18 protein-coding genes are annotated in these 14,524 nt (G+C 44.1%); 7 read left to right on the top strand and 11 right to left on the bottom strand.

Annotation, left to right across the window (positions count from 1 at the left end):
- The first annotated feature begins 9 nt into the window (after positions 1-9).
- A complete protein-coding gene (locus BLQ53_RS14225) occupies positions 10-420 on the top strand; it encodes a hypothetical protein (RefSeq protein WP_093727966.1) in 411 nt (136 codons plus the stop codon).
- A gap of 53 nt (positions 421-473) precedes the next feature.
- Here BLQ53_RS14225 and BLQ53_RS14220 read toward each other — a convergent pair whose 3' ends face one another.
- From BLQ53_RS14220 to BLQ53_RS14190, 7 genes are all read right to left on the bottom strand, one after another.
- A complete protein-coding gene (locus BLQ53_RS14220) occupies positions 474-746 on the bottom strand; it encodes an HU family DNA-binding protein (protein ID WP_093727965.1) in 273 nt (90 codons plus the stop codon).
- A gap of 242 nt (positions 747-988) precedes the next feature.
- Positions 989-2,458: a nicotinate phosphoribosyltransferase gene (locus BLQ53_RS14215; protein ID WP_093727964.1), complete on the bottom strand. Its 1,470-nt coding sequence runs from the start codon at positions 2,456-2,458 to the stop codon at positions 989-991.
- Positions 2,459-2,620: 162 nt separating this feature from the next.
- Complete coding sequence (locus tag BLQ53_RS14210) at positions 2,621-2,803, bottom strand: YolD-like family protein (protein WP_093727963.1); 183 nt, start codon at positions 2,801-2,803, stop codon at positions 2,621-2,623.
- A 209-nt stretch (positions 2,804-3,012) separates the two neighbouring features.
- Positions 3,013-3,318, bottom strand: a complete 306-nt coding sequence (locus tag BLQ53_RS14205) for a DUF3219 family protein (RefSeq protein ID WP_093727962.1) — start codon at positions 3,316-3,318, stop codon at positions 3,013-3,015.
- Between the two features lie 67 nt (positions 3,319-3,385).
- Entirely contained in the window at positions 3,386-4,147 is a 762-nt protein-coding gene (locus BLQ53_RS14200; protein ID WP_093727961.1) for a MerR family transcriptional regulator, read from the bottom strand.
- A 100-nt stretch (positions 4,148-4,247) separates the two neighbouring features.
- Complete coding sequence (locus tag BLQ53_RS14195; RefSeq protein WP_093727960.1) at positions 4,248-4,673, bottom strand: NUDIX domain-containing protein; 426 nt, start codon at positions 4,671-4,673, stop codon at positions 4,248-4,250.
- 15 nt (positions 4,674-4,688) lie between these two features.
- The gene (locus tag BLQ53_RS14190; protein ID WP_170829705.1) at positions 4,689-5,840 is read right to left on the bottom strand and encodes a GNAT family N-acetyltransferase; all 1,152 of its coding nucleotides are present in this window, start codon (positions 5,838-5,840) and stop codon (positions 4,689-4,691) included.
- A gap of 454 nt (positions 5,841-6,294) precedes the next feature.
- Between BLQ53_RS14190 and BLQ53_RS14185 the strand changes: the two genes are divergently transcribed.
- Positions 6,295-7,026: an excalibur calcium-binding domain-containing protein gene (locus BLQ53_RS14185; protein WP_093727958.1), complete on the top strand. Its 732-nt coding sequence runs from the start codon at positions 6,295-6,297 to the stop codon at positions 7,024-7,026.
- 89 nt (positions 7,027-7,115) lie between these two features.
- On the opposite strand, the gene BLQ53_RS14180 is transcribed toward BLQ53_RS14185, so the two are convergent.
- The 3 genes from BLQ53_RS14180 to BLQ53_RS14170 all read right to left on the bottom strand — a co-directional run bounded on the left by BLQ53_RS14180 (position 7,116) and on the right by BLQ53_RS14170 (position 9,382).
- Positions 7,116-7,439 carry a DUF4136 domain-containing protein gene (locus BLQ53_RS14180; protein WP_139180883.1) on the bottom strand — a complete coding sequence of 108 codons (324 nt, stop codon included), beginning with the start codon at positions 7,437-7,439 and terminating at the stop codon, positions 7,116-7,118.
- Between the two features lie 195 nt (positions 7,440-7,634).
- Entirely contained in the window at positions 7,635-8,459 is an 825-nt protein-coding gene (locus tag BLQ53_RS14175) for an aldo/keto reductase (protein WP_093727956.1), read from the bottom strand.
- 80 nt (positions 8,460-8,539) lie between these two features.
- On the bottom strand, positions 8,540-9,382 hold the full coding sequence (locus tag BLQ53_RS14170; RefSeq protein WP_280137075.1) for an aldo/keto reductase: 843 nt from the start codon (positions 9,380-9,382) through the stop codon (positions 8,540-8,542).
- A gap of 175 nt (positions 9,383-9,557) precedes the next feature.
- Here BLQ53_RS14170 and BLQ53_RS14165 point away from each other — a divergent pair, with 175 nt between their 5' ends.
- The 4 genes from BLQ53_RS14165 to BLQ53_RS14150 are packed head-to-tail and all read left to right on the top strand — an operon-like array spanning position 9,558 to position 12,216.
- A complete protein-coding gene (locus BLQ53_RS14165) occupies positions 9,558-10,016 on the top strand; it encodes a LytTR family DNA-binding domain-containing protein (protein WP_093727954.1) in 459 nt (152 codons plus the stop codon).
- Positions 10,013-10,456 carry a DUF3021 family protein gene (locus BLQ53_RS14160; protein WP_093727953.1) on the top strand — a complete coding sequence of 148 codons (444 nt, stop codon included), beginning with the start codon at positions 10,013-10,015 and terminating at the stop codon, positions 10,454-10,456. Before BLQ53_RS14165 ends, BLQ53_RS14160 begins: the two co-directional genes overlap by 4 nt.
- The gene (locus tag BLQ53_RS14155; RefSeq protein ID WP_093727952.1) at positions 10,443-11,378 is read left to right on the top strand and encodes an ABC transporter ATP-binding protein; all 936 of its coding nucleotides are present in this window, start codon (positions 10,443-10,445) and stop codon (positions 11,376-11,378) included. The genes BLQ53_RS14160 and BLQ53_RS14155 overlap by 14 nt, the downstream gene beginning before the upstream one ends.
- Positions 11,344-12,216: an ABC transporter permease gene (locus BLQ53_RS14150; protein WP_093727951.1), complete on the top strand. Its 873-nt coding sequence runs from the start codon at positions 11,344-11,346 to the stop codon at positions 12,214-12,216. Before BLQ53_RS14155 ends, BLQ53_RS14150 begins: the two co-directional genes overlap by 35 nt.
- Positions 12,217-12,375: 159 nt before the next feature.
- On the opposite strand, the gene BLQ53_RS14145 is transcribed toward BLQ53_RS14150, so the two are convergent.
- Positions 12,376-12,897, bottom strand: coding sequence for a recombinase family protein (locus BLQ53_RS14145; RefSeq protein ID WP_093727950.1), 522 nt, complete (start codon positions 12,895-12,897; stop codon positions 12,376-12,378).
- 147 nt (positions 12,898-13,044) lie between these two features.
- Between BLQ53_RS14145 and BLQ53_RS14140 the strand changes: the two genes are divergently transcribed.
- Positions 13,045-14,517 (top strand): SulP family inorganic anion transporter, encoded by a 1,473-nt coding sequence (locus tag BLQ53_RS14140; RefSeq protein ID WP_093727949.1) that lies wholly within the window; start codon positions 13,045-13,047, stop codon positions 14,515-14,517.
- Positions 14,518-14,524: the final 7 nt, after the last annotated feature.

Raw genomic sequence — 14,524 nt, 5'->3', positions numbered from 1 at the left:
ACGCATAACATGACAACTACCATATCACAAGCAGAAGCCTATCAAATTGAACGAATTGTTCATAGCGGACTGGGACGGGAACAAGCAGCTGAGCTGATCGAATCGGGTAATATAAGTGCCATCCAGGGTAGTTACCCAAAAGCCGACCCTGAAATGCTGCAAGAACAAAAAAGCAAGCTCACAGCTGCTTTGAAAGATGGCTATAACATTTCATTCCCCACCTTCAACGGCATACGCAACCTTCTTCAATTGCGCTTCGGTTTGGAAGAAGACAAAGATTACACCACAGATGACAAGACAGTTCACGGGTTGAAAGCAGACGACACTACACTCGCCATTCTGCGCACGATGTTCGAACCTATTTGGAAAGTGGAGAGAAGCAGCGAACAGCTATCCATAACCCATATCAGCAAATTATAAAAAAATGCCGACGCATGCGTGCGTCGGCATTTCCATTCCGCAAAGGGAATCTCTTATTTGACAGCTTCTTTGAAATCTTTACCTGCTTTGAATGCTGGAGCTTTGGAAGCAGGGATAGTGATTTCTTCACCAGTCTGCGGGTTACGGCCAGTACGTGCCGCACGCTCTCTCACTTCGAAAGTACCGAAGCCTACAAGCTGTACTTTTTCGTCTTTAGCTAATGTTTCAGAGATTGTTTCAAGAAGTGCATCAACCGCTTTGCTTGCATCTTTTTTAGATAGTTCTGCTTGTTGTGCTACTGCTTCTACTAATTCTGCTTTGTTCATGAAAAACACCTCATTTAATAAATTTATACATAACCTTCACCTGATGTAAAAGCTGTATGTTTGTGTTTAATATGCAGGAACATTGCTGCTCCCGTATTTCCTTATTATAGCATGTATCCTTGCTTCCATGGCTATTAATCTGCATTCTTAACATTGCTGCAACAGCACTTTCACAGGTTTTCCATTTGCGAGATATCAACCGGATGATACAGTTATTCCCAATACACAGAATTGTAACCCTATTAAGTTGCCTTATGCAAAGATTTTACGTGGTCTTTCACTTTCTGGATATTATCCATCTTATTATCCCAGCACTGTTGACTGAGATCGACAGGATATTCCTCCGGCGCTTTCGGGCGTTTATACTCATCCCATAGTAGCGAAAGATTCGCCTTCGCGTAAGTCTTGATATCGTCAATAGCCGGTAGTTCGTATACAAGCTTGCCATCCTGGAAGATTGTCTGATGCAAATCGACTGCGTCATAATTCGTTACGAACTTACTGACATACGTATGGACAGGATGGAACATCTTGAGATGATCCTCTTCCTGTGGGTTCTCATCCTCCATGGCGATGTAGTCCCCCTCGGATTTTTTATTGATCCGATTGACGATTCGATATACCTTCTTCAAGCCTGGCGTCGATACTTTTTCCGGATTGCCGCTGATTTTGATCGTATCCTGCATCACGCCATCTTCCTCGATGCTTACAAGTTTATATACCGCTCCCAAAGCCGGCTGATCATAAGCAGTGATCAGTTTTGTCCCGATGCCCCAAATGTCTATCTTCGCCCCTTGCGCTTTCAAGCTCTGGATCGTCTCTTCATCCAAATCATTCGATGCAGAAATCTTAGTCTCCGAAAATCCTGCGTCATCCAATGCCTTTCGCGCTTTCTTGGACAAGTAAGCCAAGTCGCCGCTATCGAGTCTAATCGCATTGAAATTGATACTATCGCCTTGTTCCTTAGCCACGCGAATCGCATTCGGCACACCAGAACGAAGTGTATCATACGTGTCGACAAGGAATGTACAATCTTTATGCCGTTCTGCATACTTCGTAAATGCCGTATATTCATCACGATAAGCCTGAATCATGGAATGCGCCAATGTTCCGGCTACCGGGATGCCGAACTTCTTGCCCGCCCGGACATTCGAAGTCGCTTCGAATCCACCGATATATGCCGCTCTCGTCCCCCACACTGCTGCATCCAGCTCATGAGCACGTCGGCTCCCCATTTCCAAGGCAATCTCGTCGCCCAGCAAGAGCTTGATCCTCGATGCTTTCGTCGCGATCAATGTCTGGTAGTTGACGATGTTCAAAATCGCCGTCTCCACCAGCTGTGCTTCTGCCAGCGGAGCCTCGACCCGCATAAGCGGTTCATTGCTGAAAACAAGCTCTCCTTCCACGACAGAGTATACTGTTCCTGTAAAGCGCAAATCCTTCAGATAGCTAAGGAAATCCTCCCCAAACCTAAGCTCATCCCTCAAGTACGCTAAATCGCTTTCCGTGAACCGGAATTGCTGCAAATATTCTATGACACGTTCCAATCCTGCAAAGATGGCAAAGCCATTACCGAACGGCAGCTTGCGGAACGAAACCTCGAATACCGCTTTTTTCTCATGGACCCCATCATTCCAATACGTCTCCGCCATATTGATTTGATAAAGATCTGTATGTAAAGTCAGTCCATCATCTGGATATTGCGAACTCATGCTTGAAACCTCCACTAATCAGCCCTTCTTCTGACAGCTGTTTTCCCGTATCCGTTTACATTAGGGGACGGGTATCTTATTCGTTCCATCTATTGTACCGCAAAACTGGTTAAAAACATAAAAAAATGCCGAAAACATCGAAAGATGCTTTCGGCTGTCCGATCAATGTATCTGCTGAATACCCGCGATATGGATTATCATTCGTTTCTTCTCATCATTTTCCAGACAAAGCGTTTGGTCCAAGAGATTCAGATTATGATATCTTCCGGTAAAGGTATGCAGCGCGCCGTTCTCATAATAAGAGATCGTCATATCACCGTTTTCCTTAAGCGCTTTCAAGATCACCCTCAGCCTCTCCTTTCTGTATACCTCACACTTTATACTGTTAGTATACGCGATAAAGTAACCGCTTACACATTACAGTGTGACCAATTTGTGAAGTTTTATACATAAAGAAAGGTATCTTTCAAAGCCTGATATACAAGGAAAGAATTCTTTTAAAAACAATCCCGTAATTCAGCTGATTTTACATAAAAAGGGAACTGCGTTGATACTCACATCGCAGCCCCTGTCTTCTCCTCCAGCACCAGGGAATATTCTCCCACCTGTCCCTCTTCGTAAAGGTTAGTGATGCTCGTGCTATATTGTTTGATCGAAGCGTTGAAAACAAGGTTATCTTCAGGAACTTCCACCTGAAAATCATCTTTATACAGCAACACCGCCACATCATGATAAGCTTCGCTTGTCACCGGGAATTTAAACTTGATCTCATGCAGCTGCTTTCCACTTTTGTCGACATACTGATGTGCATATTCATACGCAGCCAATTCCATACCGTTCACAACCACTTTTCTATTCATGTCATCGCTCCTTTATCAATAAGTGTATCACCTCCTAGGTAAACAATACAAAAACGGAGCATGGTGTTTAAATTTTCGTGTAATGCTCGATGCAATCCCGCAGAAAATGGGCTGCACCCTTGCCAGCCTTGTCTTCATAATAAGCTGTAAAACGGTCATCCTGAACATACATCTCCGCTAAACCCGCATGCGCTTCCTTTGAATAATCCAGCCATGTGAAAGCCAGCCATTCCCGATGCAGCTCAGCCACTCGCATAGCTTCTTGTCCAGCAGGATCCCCTTGCTGCATTGCACGGTTCAGCTTTTCAACTAAACAACGTTCCACTTCCTGCATCTTCTTGTACTGCTCTTCCGATAATCCCCGGAACTTCTGATTGGTAGCTTCGACTGTTTGTTCACCATATGCTTCTCTGATCTCTTCCCCGTACATTGCTTCATTTTCCGCAATTTTCTTTTCCTTGAAGCCTGTGAACTTCTCGTTATCCGTCATTTGGATCTTCCTTTCCATTGCATGAATGCTTTTTTCAATGTTTCCAAGGAGCATGCGAATACGTTCCTGCTCTTTTAGTAAGCTATCCCTGTGCTCCTCCAATGCCTTCTTCCTATCGAATCCCGGCGAATGAATGATGGACTTGATTGTATCCAGATCAACATCCAACTCCCGGTAAAAGAGAATCTGCTGCAGCAAATCCACCTCTTTTTCCGTATAAATACGGTAGCCGCTCGCATTAATTTCAGCTGGTCGGAGCAGGTCGATTTGATCGTAATAACGCAATGTACGTTTACTTACACCAGCAAGCTCCGCAAGCTTTTGAACGGTATATATCATCATGCTTCCCCCCTTCTGATTTACACTCTAAACGTTGACGCTGCGTAAACCACAAGCCTTTTTTCAAAGAAAAAAAGACAAACAGATAAAATCAGTTTGTCTAAAATGTGCTTCGCCACACTGAGGCAGGAAGCTGCTTTTCACGCAAAACCTCGATAAGCGGATATGGCTGCAAATCCAGTTGTTCAAGTTCGGACGGCTTCGCCCAAAAGAAACGAAGATGCGGCTCCTTGCTCTCGATCTGGTCGCTATCAATCACCGCTTCAAATACATGCGTCAATTCAAAATGCGTTGTATCTCCGTGCTGCCAGCTATGTTCAAAGTCTCCGAGAAAGTGAACGACTTTCCCTTTTACACCCAGCTCCTCTTGCAGCTCTCGCAGCAAAGCCGATTCAGCACCTTCCCCGATCTCGACATGACCGCCGGGCAGGAAGCTATTTTGCCACCCGTTTGCCTTAGCCAGCAGGATACTGTCACCTTTTCGGATAACGGCACGGGCAAGGCGGTGAAATTCTTTCTTGTTCATATAATGCCAGTCTCCTTAGAAGAAATCATAAATATACGGTTCACGCCTCGGGATACTATACTCCAATTCTTTGACCATCTCTTTTGGTCCATCGATCAAACCAGCCTGCCACAGGACAAACGGACGCTTGTAGCCGAACATAATAGCAGAGAGCATGTTGATCGATAACTTGATTCCACTGGACGCAGAAGATGTCTTTGCTTTTCCATCATGAAAAACAAATGTCTGGTTATGTTCCTTGATGATGGGATCTTCCACTTGAAGCACAACACCTGCTGGATCCTCCTGCCAATCATACGTATGGAAGAAAGCAGGAATATCAACAATTCGAGCCATAAAGTATGGATAATGCTTCACTGCAAGTTCGGGATCCGGCAGCATGAAAATGAGTGGATCATGCGGCGGCAAATCCAGCGTAACTTCTTCGAACATGGAATCATGCTGCGCAATGAAGTTCCACAAACCAATGCGTGCATCTGCCGTAAGTGCAACAAATTCTGAGATAGCTAGTTTGTCACGAGATGCAATCTCATAAATGATGTATCCCTGCGCCTTTTCATCAGCATCCCGATAAAGGGCGATGAAATCATGATCACCGTAAAAATGCTGTTTCCACCAGGAAGCATCCCGTGCAAGCATGCCGCTGTATGTAGCTGCATAATCCGTATAGATATCCTCGATTTCCTGTGAATGTTCTTCCTTCTTCACACGTTCGATTTTTCCATCAACCGGCGCCATCCGTACGAGATCTTTTTTCTTCAGTGTGTAAATCGTACGATCTGTGAATAGCTCATAGCCAAACCGACGATAAAAATCGACATAGAAAGGATGCAGCATGGAAACAGGCATCCCTTGCTTTCGCATGTGATAAAGCGTATCAGTCAAAAGCTGCTTGATATAGCCATTACGACGGTATTCAGGATAGGTAGCTACACCCGCAATACCGCCCATTGGAATCGTCTGCTCACCGAGTCTGATCGCTAGCGGCAGCAAATGCAGCTTAGCCGCCAGTTTCCCATCTTCCTTGATTCCGTAAAGCTGCTGATACTGATCCATCTGCCCCAGTCTTTCAGCCCGCGCATCTTCCGCGATGCGATACCGGAAGGCATACTCCGACATTTGCATTGCCGCTTCCAAATCGTGCATTTGTAACCGTTCTGTCTTCATCCTGATCCCTCCTCTGTTTTTCCTTTTTACTATAGCATACGTATTCCAGAAGATTACCATTGATCTATGATTGGATCGATTTATTGTTGGCTGTTTTTTTATAGGTTTTGAAATGGAAGATAGACTATAAAGTTCGAGCAAATGACCAGCACATTGATAGCCAGCGCTGGGCTTAATTGCAGGACACTGAACTTTGCTAGTAATGGATCTACAACTATCTTTACGATGGAAATGTAGTTGTAGTTATGACCTGACCCTTTCTCTCCTCGAATTTCTCCCTTACTAAAATTTCACTAAGCAACCATAGGGTCTATTTTAATTAACTTTCATAATATAGTAGGTAAATCTATATACCAAATAATCCAAAAATAGTATATAATCCTCAAGAAAAACAAATTTCACCACTATACACATCCTCGTTTTTCAATTTTTAGATATAAGGAGTGTCTCATTTATGTTGTTTCTTGCACTAATGTTTTTAGCTTTATTTTTAGCAGCCTTTATACTTTTAGTACTTGGATTAATCAATCCAAGGTTCGCTTTTTTTAGAAAGCGTAGACATGTACTCTACTTCTATCCGGGAGTAACTATTCTTTTCTTCCTTTGCATGCTTATCTTCACTATAAGTTGGTCATTGACAAGTGATACCTCAAGGCTTACAGCCCAAAGTAACGCGAATGCGAAGCAAGAAATACAAGACCTATCAGAAAAGAAGGACGTTTTACAAGAAGAGTTAAATGTCTTTGAAAAGAAAGTGAAAGAACTGGACTCCACTGTATCGACTCTTACTGAGGAAAATGAACAATTAACTCAGGACATAAAGAAAAGTAGTTCAGAAAAGGAATCTTTAGAAGACAAGTTAGAGAAATTAGAGGAAGAGAAAAATTCACTCATAGCAGATTTGGATTCCGAGAAAGAGAAAAATAGTACCTTATCGACTCAGCTCACAGATGCCGAAGGGAAAATTGAAACCTTACGATCTGAGGCGACATCGACAGAATCTGCTTCATCCGTAGCATCCAGTACTTCCCACGGAGATAATTCGAATGATTCCCCCGCTGCGGCTAGCGTTTATTTTAAAAATTGCAGCGCTGCTAAAGCAGCCGGAGCAGCACCTGTTCGTAAAGGGGATCCAGGATACGCCAGCCATTTGGATCGTGATGGTGATGGAGTAGGCTGCGAGTAGGAAGCATAAGGCTGTCTGATTATCAGGCAGCCTTCTTTTCCATGACACTACAATATGCCTTATCCCTCTTTCTTACTTGCTCCTAATTGCTATGCTGCTTCCTCTTGTGCAAAATGAATGCGACATTCGCCTTTCGTATGCTTTCCCTCGACCCTGATGGAGTAACGACAGTGTTTCGTTTTAGCTGTAACCGTTCCTTGCGCGTCTTCACAGAATGTTTCCCGCCAGATCACCTGTTTACGGTCACGCCATTCCAACATCAATTCCCCTTCTTTTACTTCCACTTCATAAGAGAGTGTCACCATCTGATCTGGCTTAAATTTAAAATAATAATAATCAAAACCATTGAATTTACCATAAGTGATACTTAACTGCTGTTTGAATTGCTTATATGTAAAGTCCTTCTTACTCACTATTTTTACTACCCGAAGTTTTATCAATAAGCCAATTAATATCAAGAAAATGATAATAGCGATAACATTTGAGAGCAATTAGTTCCGTCCTTTCAATACAATCAGTCCAGACTATACCAATATAAATGATTCTGCTTCCCCATGATCGTCAATGTATGAAAAAAGAGCGCCGATGCGGCGCTCTTTTCGTCTTTCTTATCGCTTGTTCATATCATTCGGATGTGCACCTTTGCGGCGACCTGCATCCAATTTGTTGATCGCATCCATATCTTCAGCAGAAAGCTCGAAGTCGAATACTTGGAAGTTTTCTTCGATACGGGATGGTGTAACGGATTTCGGAATGACGATTGTGTCATTCTGTAGATGCCAGCGAAGCACGACTTGCGCTGCTGTTTTGCCAAGCTTTTCAGCGATTGCTGTCACGACTTCATCCTTCAGTACATCGCCGCCCTGATCCAGCGGGCTCCACGCTTCCAAGAAGATATCATGTTTCTTGCAGAACTCTTTTAGTTCGTTTTGCGCCAAGTACGGGTGGCATTCGACTTGGTTCAATACTGGAGTGATTTCTGTTTCTTTCATCAGGCGTTCGAGATGCTCAATTTCAAAGTTACATACGCCGATTGCTTTCACGCGGCCATCTTTATAAAGCTTCTCCAATGCTTTGTAAGTATCAACATACTCATCATATTGCGGTGTCGGCCAGTGGATAAGATAAAGATCCACATAATCCAGACCAAGACGCTCCAGGCTCGCTTCAAATGCTGCGATTGTGTTGTCATATCCTTGATCGGAGTTCCACACTTTTGTCGTGATGAACAAATCTTCTCTGTTCACGTTCGCTTCCTTGATCGCTTTGCCGACGCCTTCTTCATTTTGATAAATCATGGCTGTGTCGATGCTTGTATAACCAACTTCAAGTGCTTTTGCTACTGCAGCAGTTGCTTCTTCGTTTCCTACTTGCCATACTCCAAAGCCAAGCTGTGGCATTTTCAAGCCATTGTTTAGTGTTACATAATTCATTGAAAGCACTCCTTTAGCGGTTTTTATCGTATTTAGTATAGCGTTGCCTGCATAGGCTGTCATGTAAAATGCCTATGCGGTCACACGACCTCCAACGGTACTTTCGACGTTGGCGGCGGGAATTCCTTGTTCAATTTTGCAAGATCTTCTTTACTCAATATAAGATTGCCCGCTTCAGCATTTTCTATCACATGAGCAGCTTGTCCTGCCTTTGGAATACTGAGAACTTGTCCTGTCTGCACAGTCCACGCTAAAGCGATTTGGGATACAGACACTTCGTATTTTTTTGCCAAATCCCTTACTGCGCCATTTTGCAAGATTTCCTGCCGGTCGCCCTGTGCCAGTGGGCAATATGCCATGATTGGGACCCTTTTTTCTTGATGCCAAGGAATCAAATCATATTCGATCCCTCTAGCTGTGAGATTATAGAGCACTTGATTGGTTGCGCAATTTTTTCCGTTTTCGACATTCCACAACTCTTCCATATCATCTGTATCGAAATTCGATACGCCCCAGCGCTTGATTTTCCCAACTTCCTTCAACTGTTCAAAAGCAGCTACCGTTTCTGCAAGAGGTACTGCTCCGCGCCAGTGCAGCAGATACATATCCAAATAATCAGTGCCCAAGCGCTCTAGGGAACGATTACATGCCTCCAGTACATCTTCATATGCTGCATTGGAAGGCAGCACTTTTGAAACGAGGAAGACTTCATCTCTTCTATTAATAATAGCTTCCCTCACAAGACACTCCGATCGGCCCTTTCCGTACATTTCCGCTGTGTCGATCACAAAAAGTCCTTGATCGATACCAGTGCGCAAAGCTTGGATTTCATCATGACGCCTCGACTCATCATCCCCCATGTTCCATGTACCTTGTCCAATCGCAGGTATTTCCGTTCCATCCGGCAGCTTAATCATCTTCATCATCTTCTCCTCCTAATTACTTATTTTTTCCCTCCAAGCATTCTTTATCAAACGTTTGTCCAATTGCAATGGCATCTTACTAGTTCCTATTGGCAGGATACACCATCTGCTATTGTTTTTCCTCGATCGACCGTTACACTGAAAATAACATCAATAAAAAAACAGGAGGTGTGCCATGAAAATCACAATCCAGGAGGACGATAATTGCAAGGAAACAGAAGTGCAGATCACCTGTCGCCAAGCCAATTCGCGAATTCTTGAATTGGTCAGAATGCTATCGGTATCCAGCCAAGAAAGATTGTCTGGCGAGCGGAATGGCGAACTGCATCTCCTCCAGCCGGAAAGCCTTTATTATATCGAGTCCGTAGATAATACGGTATTTCTCTATGACAAGGATGCTGTTTATCAATCCTCGTTAAAGCTGTACCAAATCGAGGATGCGAACTACAGCCCCGATCTGATACGTGTTTCCAAATCTGTCATTGTAAACCTCGCGAAGGTGGAGAAACTGAAGCCCGCGCTTGGCCGCAAGCTGACCGCCACCCTGACAAACGGAGAAAAGTTAGTGATTTCCCGACAATACGTACCGCAACTCAAACGTAAACTCGGAATAGGAGGGAGGAATAAATCATGAAAACATTCGTAAATTTCATTCAAAGTTGGGGCATCATGTTCATGTTTTCCATTTTTGCAACCAGCATATATATCTATGTGTTTATTGGAAATAAGGAAATGGCTATTTCTTTCGTACCTCAAACTGCACTAATCACTTTCGTACTGACTTGGATACAAAAACTAATCTTTAGCCGCCGTGCGAATGAATCAAACTTCTTAATCCGTACCTTCCTATACCTCTTAGTCGTCTTAAGTGCCTTCACAGGGGCTGCTTTCTTTTTCGACTGGTTTGATACAGGCAACTGGAAGTTGCTCGGATTATTATTTGCTCTTGTTATCTTTATTTATATCATCCTGTGGGGCATTTACCATCTAATTCAAACCGTTGAGACAAAGCAGTTAAATGAAGAACTCGCTAATTATAAAAGGAAGAAGCGTGGAATGGATGAAAATCATTGAAATCAAGAATCTGACAAAATCCTATGGCAAGTCAAAAGCTGTAGATGATTTAACATTTAATGTAGAGAAAGGCCATCTATTCGCATTCCTGGGCGTAAATGGTGCAGGTAAATCAACCACAATCCACATGATTGCTACCCGTCTGCGGCAATCAGCAGGATCAATCCTCGTAGACGGGTTCCATGCGGGTAAAGACGATGCAGAAATCCGCAAGCGTATCGGTCTCGTTTTTCAAGACAACGTACTGGATGATGTTCTTACCATCAAGGAAAATCTCGAGATGTGGGGACGATTTTATGGCATGACGAAAACAGATACGCAAACCAGCATTTCATGGGTCACCGATACCTTGCAGCTTGCCCCAATCTTGAAAAAGCAATTCCGTCATCTGTCCGGAGGGCAGAAACGGCGGGCAGAAATTGCCAGGGCACTGCTTCATCGACCAGCAATCCTGTTTTTGGATGAACCGACGACCGGTTTGGACCCCCAAACCAGGATGGACGTATGGAAAACAGTTTCCAGCCTGCAGCAGCTTCAAATGACTGTGTTCCTGACGACGCATTACATGGAAGAAGCCGCTGAAGCGGATCAGATTGTTGTAATCGATAAGGGAAAGATCAAAGCACAAGGAACGCCAGCTGAATTAAAGCGGGAATATGCCAAAGATACACTGCGCCTCCAAGTGGATGAACCCGCATATGCAAATGCATTATTGGATGAACTATCCTATCACTATATCCGGAAACAAGGCTACTTTCAGATTTCTGTACCCAATAGCCTGACAGCTTATCACATCCTCCGACAGCTGGAGGGTAGTGTAACGGATTTCGAATTAATCAAAGGCAGCCTTGACGATGTTTTCATTAATTTAGTAAAGGAGCATACCCATGCAAACAATTTGGCAGCTGACAACACGTTCTAACCGACTGTATTTTCGCGACAAGACTGCTGTTTTCATGTCTTTACTGACGACCGGGATCATCATTGTGCTTTACTTGCTTTTCCTGGCCGATGTAACAACTGATTCAGCCCAGCAAGCAGCCCAAGGAGCAACTGGCATGAATGCCTTGATGCAAAGCTGGCTATTGGCTGGGATCATCGTCGTCATCTCACTGACCGTCACGCTATCGGTATTGGGTACGATGATCGAGGATGCTGCCAGTAATCAGTTGCACGCATTGCTCATTACACCAATCACGAGAACGCAATTGGTTATTGGATATCTATTATCTGCGTGGCTCATTGCTGTCGTGTTTTCTGTTGGTGCCCTGCTTATCTCCCAAGGCTATTTTTGGCTAAGTGATAAGCCCACCATTACTTTGAGCAGCCTAATCACAGCAATCGGACTGATCATGCTGATCACCTTTTCTTCCGCGGCGTTTCTATTTGCAATAACTGTTCCAATCCAATCCCGAAAATCTTTTTCATCCATGGGCACGTTGGTCGGAACCTTATCCGGGTTTCTGCTCGGCATTTACATCCCGATTGGCCAGCTGCCTGCATTCGTCCAGGAAATCACGAAGTTCTTCCCGCCGACATATGGCGTCGCGGCACTTCGCGACGTCCTGATGCAGCCCGCAATGGAAATCACTTTTGCCCAAGCTCCAAGCACCACTTTAGATGGATTCAAAGAAACATTCGGCTTGCAAATCACTTTATTCGATTCTGTTACGCAGCTCCCTGTCATTCTAGGCATCCTGGCTATGACAGGCATCATTTTTCTAAGCCTTGGCATTTGGATGCGTTCCGTTCGGATGTGAGTTGAGCATAATCAGCTGCTAGTATATTTTCCAGGGCACCACAAAAAAGACAGTACACACGTTAAAGATGTGTACTGTCTTTTTTGTATTCAAGCCTTCTCTATTAGCTTATTTCATATTAATTCAAACGCTTGTTTGACTTCCCTTTTCGATAAAAATCTACTCTTGCAGGTATCGATATAATGTCGTCTTACTTATGCCAGTCTCGATGGTAATGTCCGCAATCGTATATTTCTTGCTGCGATACATGTCAATCGCCTTTTGAACATTCCTATCAGGCTTGCGCGGCCTGCCGCCTGTCCGGTTCCTTGATTTAGCTGCAGACAAACCTGCCTTAGTTCTCTCTCCGACTACTTCTTTCCGGAAATTTGCAATCTGTTCCAGGTGCTGAAAAAACGAATCTCCCCTAGTATCAATGCTGTCTTCAATCGATATTAGAGCTGCTTGCTTTTCCTTCAGATTTCGACAAATTTCGATTAGATGTTTTGTCGAATTGGCTAAACTGTACAATTTGCGTACAACCAGCACATCCCCTGGCTGCAGCTCCTCCAATAGTTCCTCCAACAAAGGCTGTCCTTGTACGTCTTCCCTTTCCTCTATCACGGTTTCACAGCCCCGGATTTCTGGTGGCTGCTGTCTCCATTTTTCTTGTACAAATTCCCTTATATATGCGATTTTCATTCCAAATCACTCCAAACAATGTACCAAAAACGTTAGTTTTGGTTCACAAAATACTTCAATCATGTTACAGTAAGCTTATCAAAATTCGGACCCGACTTCTATGAGACTTGGAAGTCAACAAAATATATAAAAACGGGGTGTATTAGATTGTCAGAAACAAAACTGAATAAACAATGGTTTGGCAATATCCGTGGTGATCTCCTGTCCGGGATTGTCGTTGCCTTGGCTTTGATTCCGGAAGCAATCGCCTTTTCCATCATCGCAGGTGTGGACCCGATGGTCGGATTATATGCATCATTTTCCATGGCCGTCATCATTGCCATTGTCGGTGGAAGGCCCGCCATGATCTCTGCTGCAACAGGCGCAATGGCATTATTGATGGTGACATTGGTTAAAGAACACGGCTTGCAGTATTTATTTGCCACCACTATCCTTACAGGTGTCCTCCAGCTCTTATTCGGCGTCTTGGGTATTGCCCGATTCATGAAATTCATTCCGCGTTCGGTCATGATCGGATTTGTGAACGCACTTGCCATCCTCATTTTCATGGCACAAGTTCCGCATTTCATCGGAATCAATACGACCACTTACATCGTAGTTGGAGTCACACTTGCCATCATCTATCTGATCCCTTACGTCACGAAATCCGTACCAGCACCGCTTGTAGCAATTTTGGCTGTGACAATTCTGTCCATCACATTGCATATTGATGTCCGGACTGTAGGTGATTTGGGAGAAATCAAACAGGCTTTACCTTCCTTCTTGATTCCTGATATCCCGCTCAATTGGGAGACTTTGCAAATCATCTTCCCAACGGCATTGGCACTATCGATCGTCGGGTTGCTGGAGTCCTTGCTGACTGCATCGATTGTTGATGACATGACGGATACGGATAGCAACAAGAACAAAGAAGCTCGCGGACAGGGTATCGCCAATATCGTGACAGGCTTTTTCGGCGGCATGGCGGGCTGTGCGATGATCGGACAGTCCGTCATCAATGTTAAATCCGGGGGCCGAGGCCGTCTTTCCACTCTTGTTGCAGGAATCTTCCTGATATTCCTCATCCTTGTTTTAGGAGACTGGGTCGTCATGATTCCAATGCCTGCGCTTGTCGGTGTCATGATCATGGTTTCCATCGGTACATTCGATTGGTATTCACTGCGCAGCCTGACACGTGTTCCTTTATCAGATTCGGCTGTCATGGTTGTGACCGTCATCGCGGTAGTAGCAACTCATAACTTATCCATCGGCGTGTTCATCGGCATCCTGCTAAGTGCCATTTTCTTCGTTGCCAAGATTTCAAAAGTGAAGGTAGAAAAAAGTCCCGGATCAACAAAAGACCATATCCGATACGCCATCACAGGCCAGCTGTTCTTTGCCTCGGTCACCGATTTTACGAATAGCTTTTCTTATGAAGGCAATCTGAAGCAAGTGACTCTTGATTTTACCAATACCCATATCTGGGATGACTCCGCAGTGGCAGCAATCGATAAAATCATGCTAAAATTCAGGGAGAAAGGTACGACTGTCACTTTGGAAGGCTTGAATAATGACAGTCAGGCGCTTATTCGCAGATTGACAACTAGTGATTCGGCATATGTGAAAGTATCAAACCATTAAAAGGCGG

Source organism: Terribacillus halophilus (assembly GCF_900101385.1).
Lineage (GTDB): Bacteria > Bacillota > Bacilli > Bacillales > Amphibacillaceae > Terribacillus > Terribacillus halophilus.
The sequence above is the reverse complement of the archived record's forward strand: the minus strand, read 5'-3'. Positions and strand labels throughout refer to the sequence as shown.

What these genes read in the sequence shown, in the direction of transcription:
- BLQ53_RS14155 (WP_093727952.1), top strand. Translation starts at nt 10,443, where the DNA reads ATGAAAATCATTGAAATCAAGAATCTGACAAAATCCTATGGCAAGTCA.
- BLQ53_RS14160 (WP_093727953.1), top strand. Translation starts at nt 10,013, where the DNA reads ATGAAAACATTCGTAAATTTCATTCAAAGTTGGGGCATCATGTTCATG.
- BLQ53_RS14205 (WP_093727962.1), bottom strand. Translation starts at nt 3,318, where the DNA reads ATGAATAGAAAAGTGGTTGTGAACGGTATGGAATTGGCTGCGTATGAA.
- BLQ53_RS14225 (WP_093727966.1), top strand. Translation starts at nt 10, where the DNA reads ATGACAACTACCATATCACAAGCAGAAGCCTATCAAATTGAACGAATT.
- BLQ53_RS14165 (WP_093727954.1), top strand. Translation starts at nt 9,558, where the DNA reads ATGAAAATCACAATCCAGGAGGACGATAATTGCAAGGAAACAGAAGTG.
- BLQ53_RS14145 (WP_093727950.1), bottom strand. Translation starts at nt 12,897, where the DNA reads ATGAAAATCGCATATATAAGGGAATTTGTACAAGAAAAATGGAGACAG.
- BLQ53_RS14195 (WP_093727960.1), bottom strand. Translation starts at nt 4,673, where the DNA reads ATGAACAAGAAAGAATTTCACCGCCTTGCCCGTGCCGTTATCCGAAAA.
- BLQ53_RS14150 (WP_093727951.1), top strand. Translation starts at nt 11,344, where the DNA reads ATGCAAACAATTTGGCAGCTGACAACACGTTCTAACCGACTGTATTTT.
- BLQ53_RS14170 (WP_280137075.1), bottom strand. Translation starts at nt 9,382, where the DNA reads ATGAAGATGATTAAGCTGCCGGATGGAACGGAAATACCTGCGATTGGA.
- BLQ53_RS14215 (WP_093727964.1), bottom strand. Translation starts at nt 2,458, where the DNA reads ATGAGTTCGCAATATCCAGATGATGGACTGACTTTACATACAGATCTT.
- BLQ53_RS14220 (WP_093727965.1), bottom strand. Translation starts at nt 746, where the DNA reads ATGAACAAAGCAGAATTAGTAGAAGCAGTAGCACAACAAGCAGAACTA.
- BLQ53_RS14200 (WP_093727961.1), bottom strand. Translation starts at nt 4,147, where the DNA reads ATGATATATACCGTTCAAAAGCTTGCGGAGCTTGCTGGTGTAAGTAAA.
- BLQ53_RS14190 (WP_170829705.1), bottom strand. Translation starts at nt 5,840, where the DNA reads ATGAAGACAGAACGGTTACAAATGCACGATTTGGAAGCGGCAATGCAA.
- BLQ53_RS14185 (WP_093727958.1), top strand. Translation starts at nt 6,295, where the DNA reads ATGTTGTTTCTTGCACTAATGTTTTTAGCTTTATTTTTAGCAGCCTTT.
- BLQ53_RS14175 (WP_093727956.1), bottom strand. Translation starts at nt 8,459, where the DNA reads ATGAATTATGTAACACTAAACAATGGCTTGAAAATGCCACAGCTTGGC.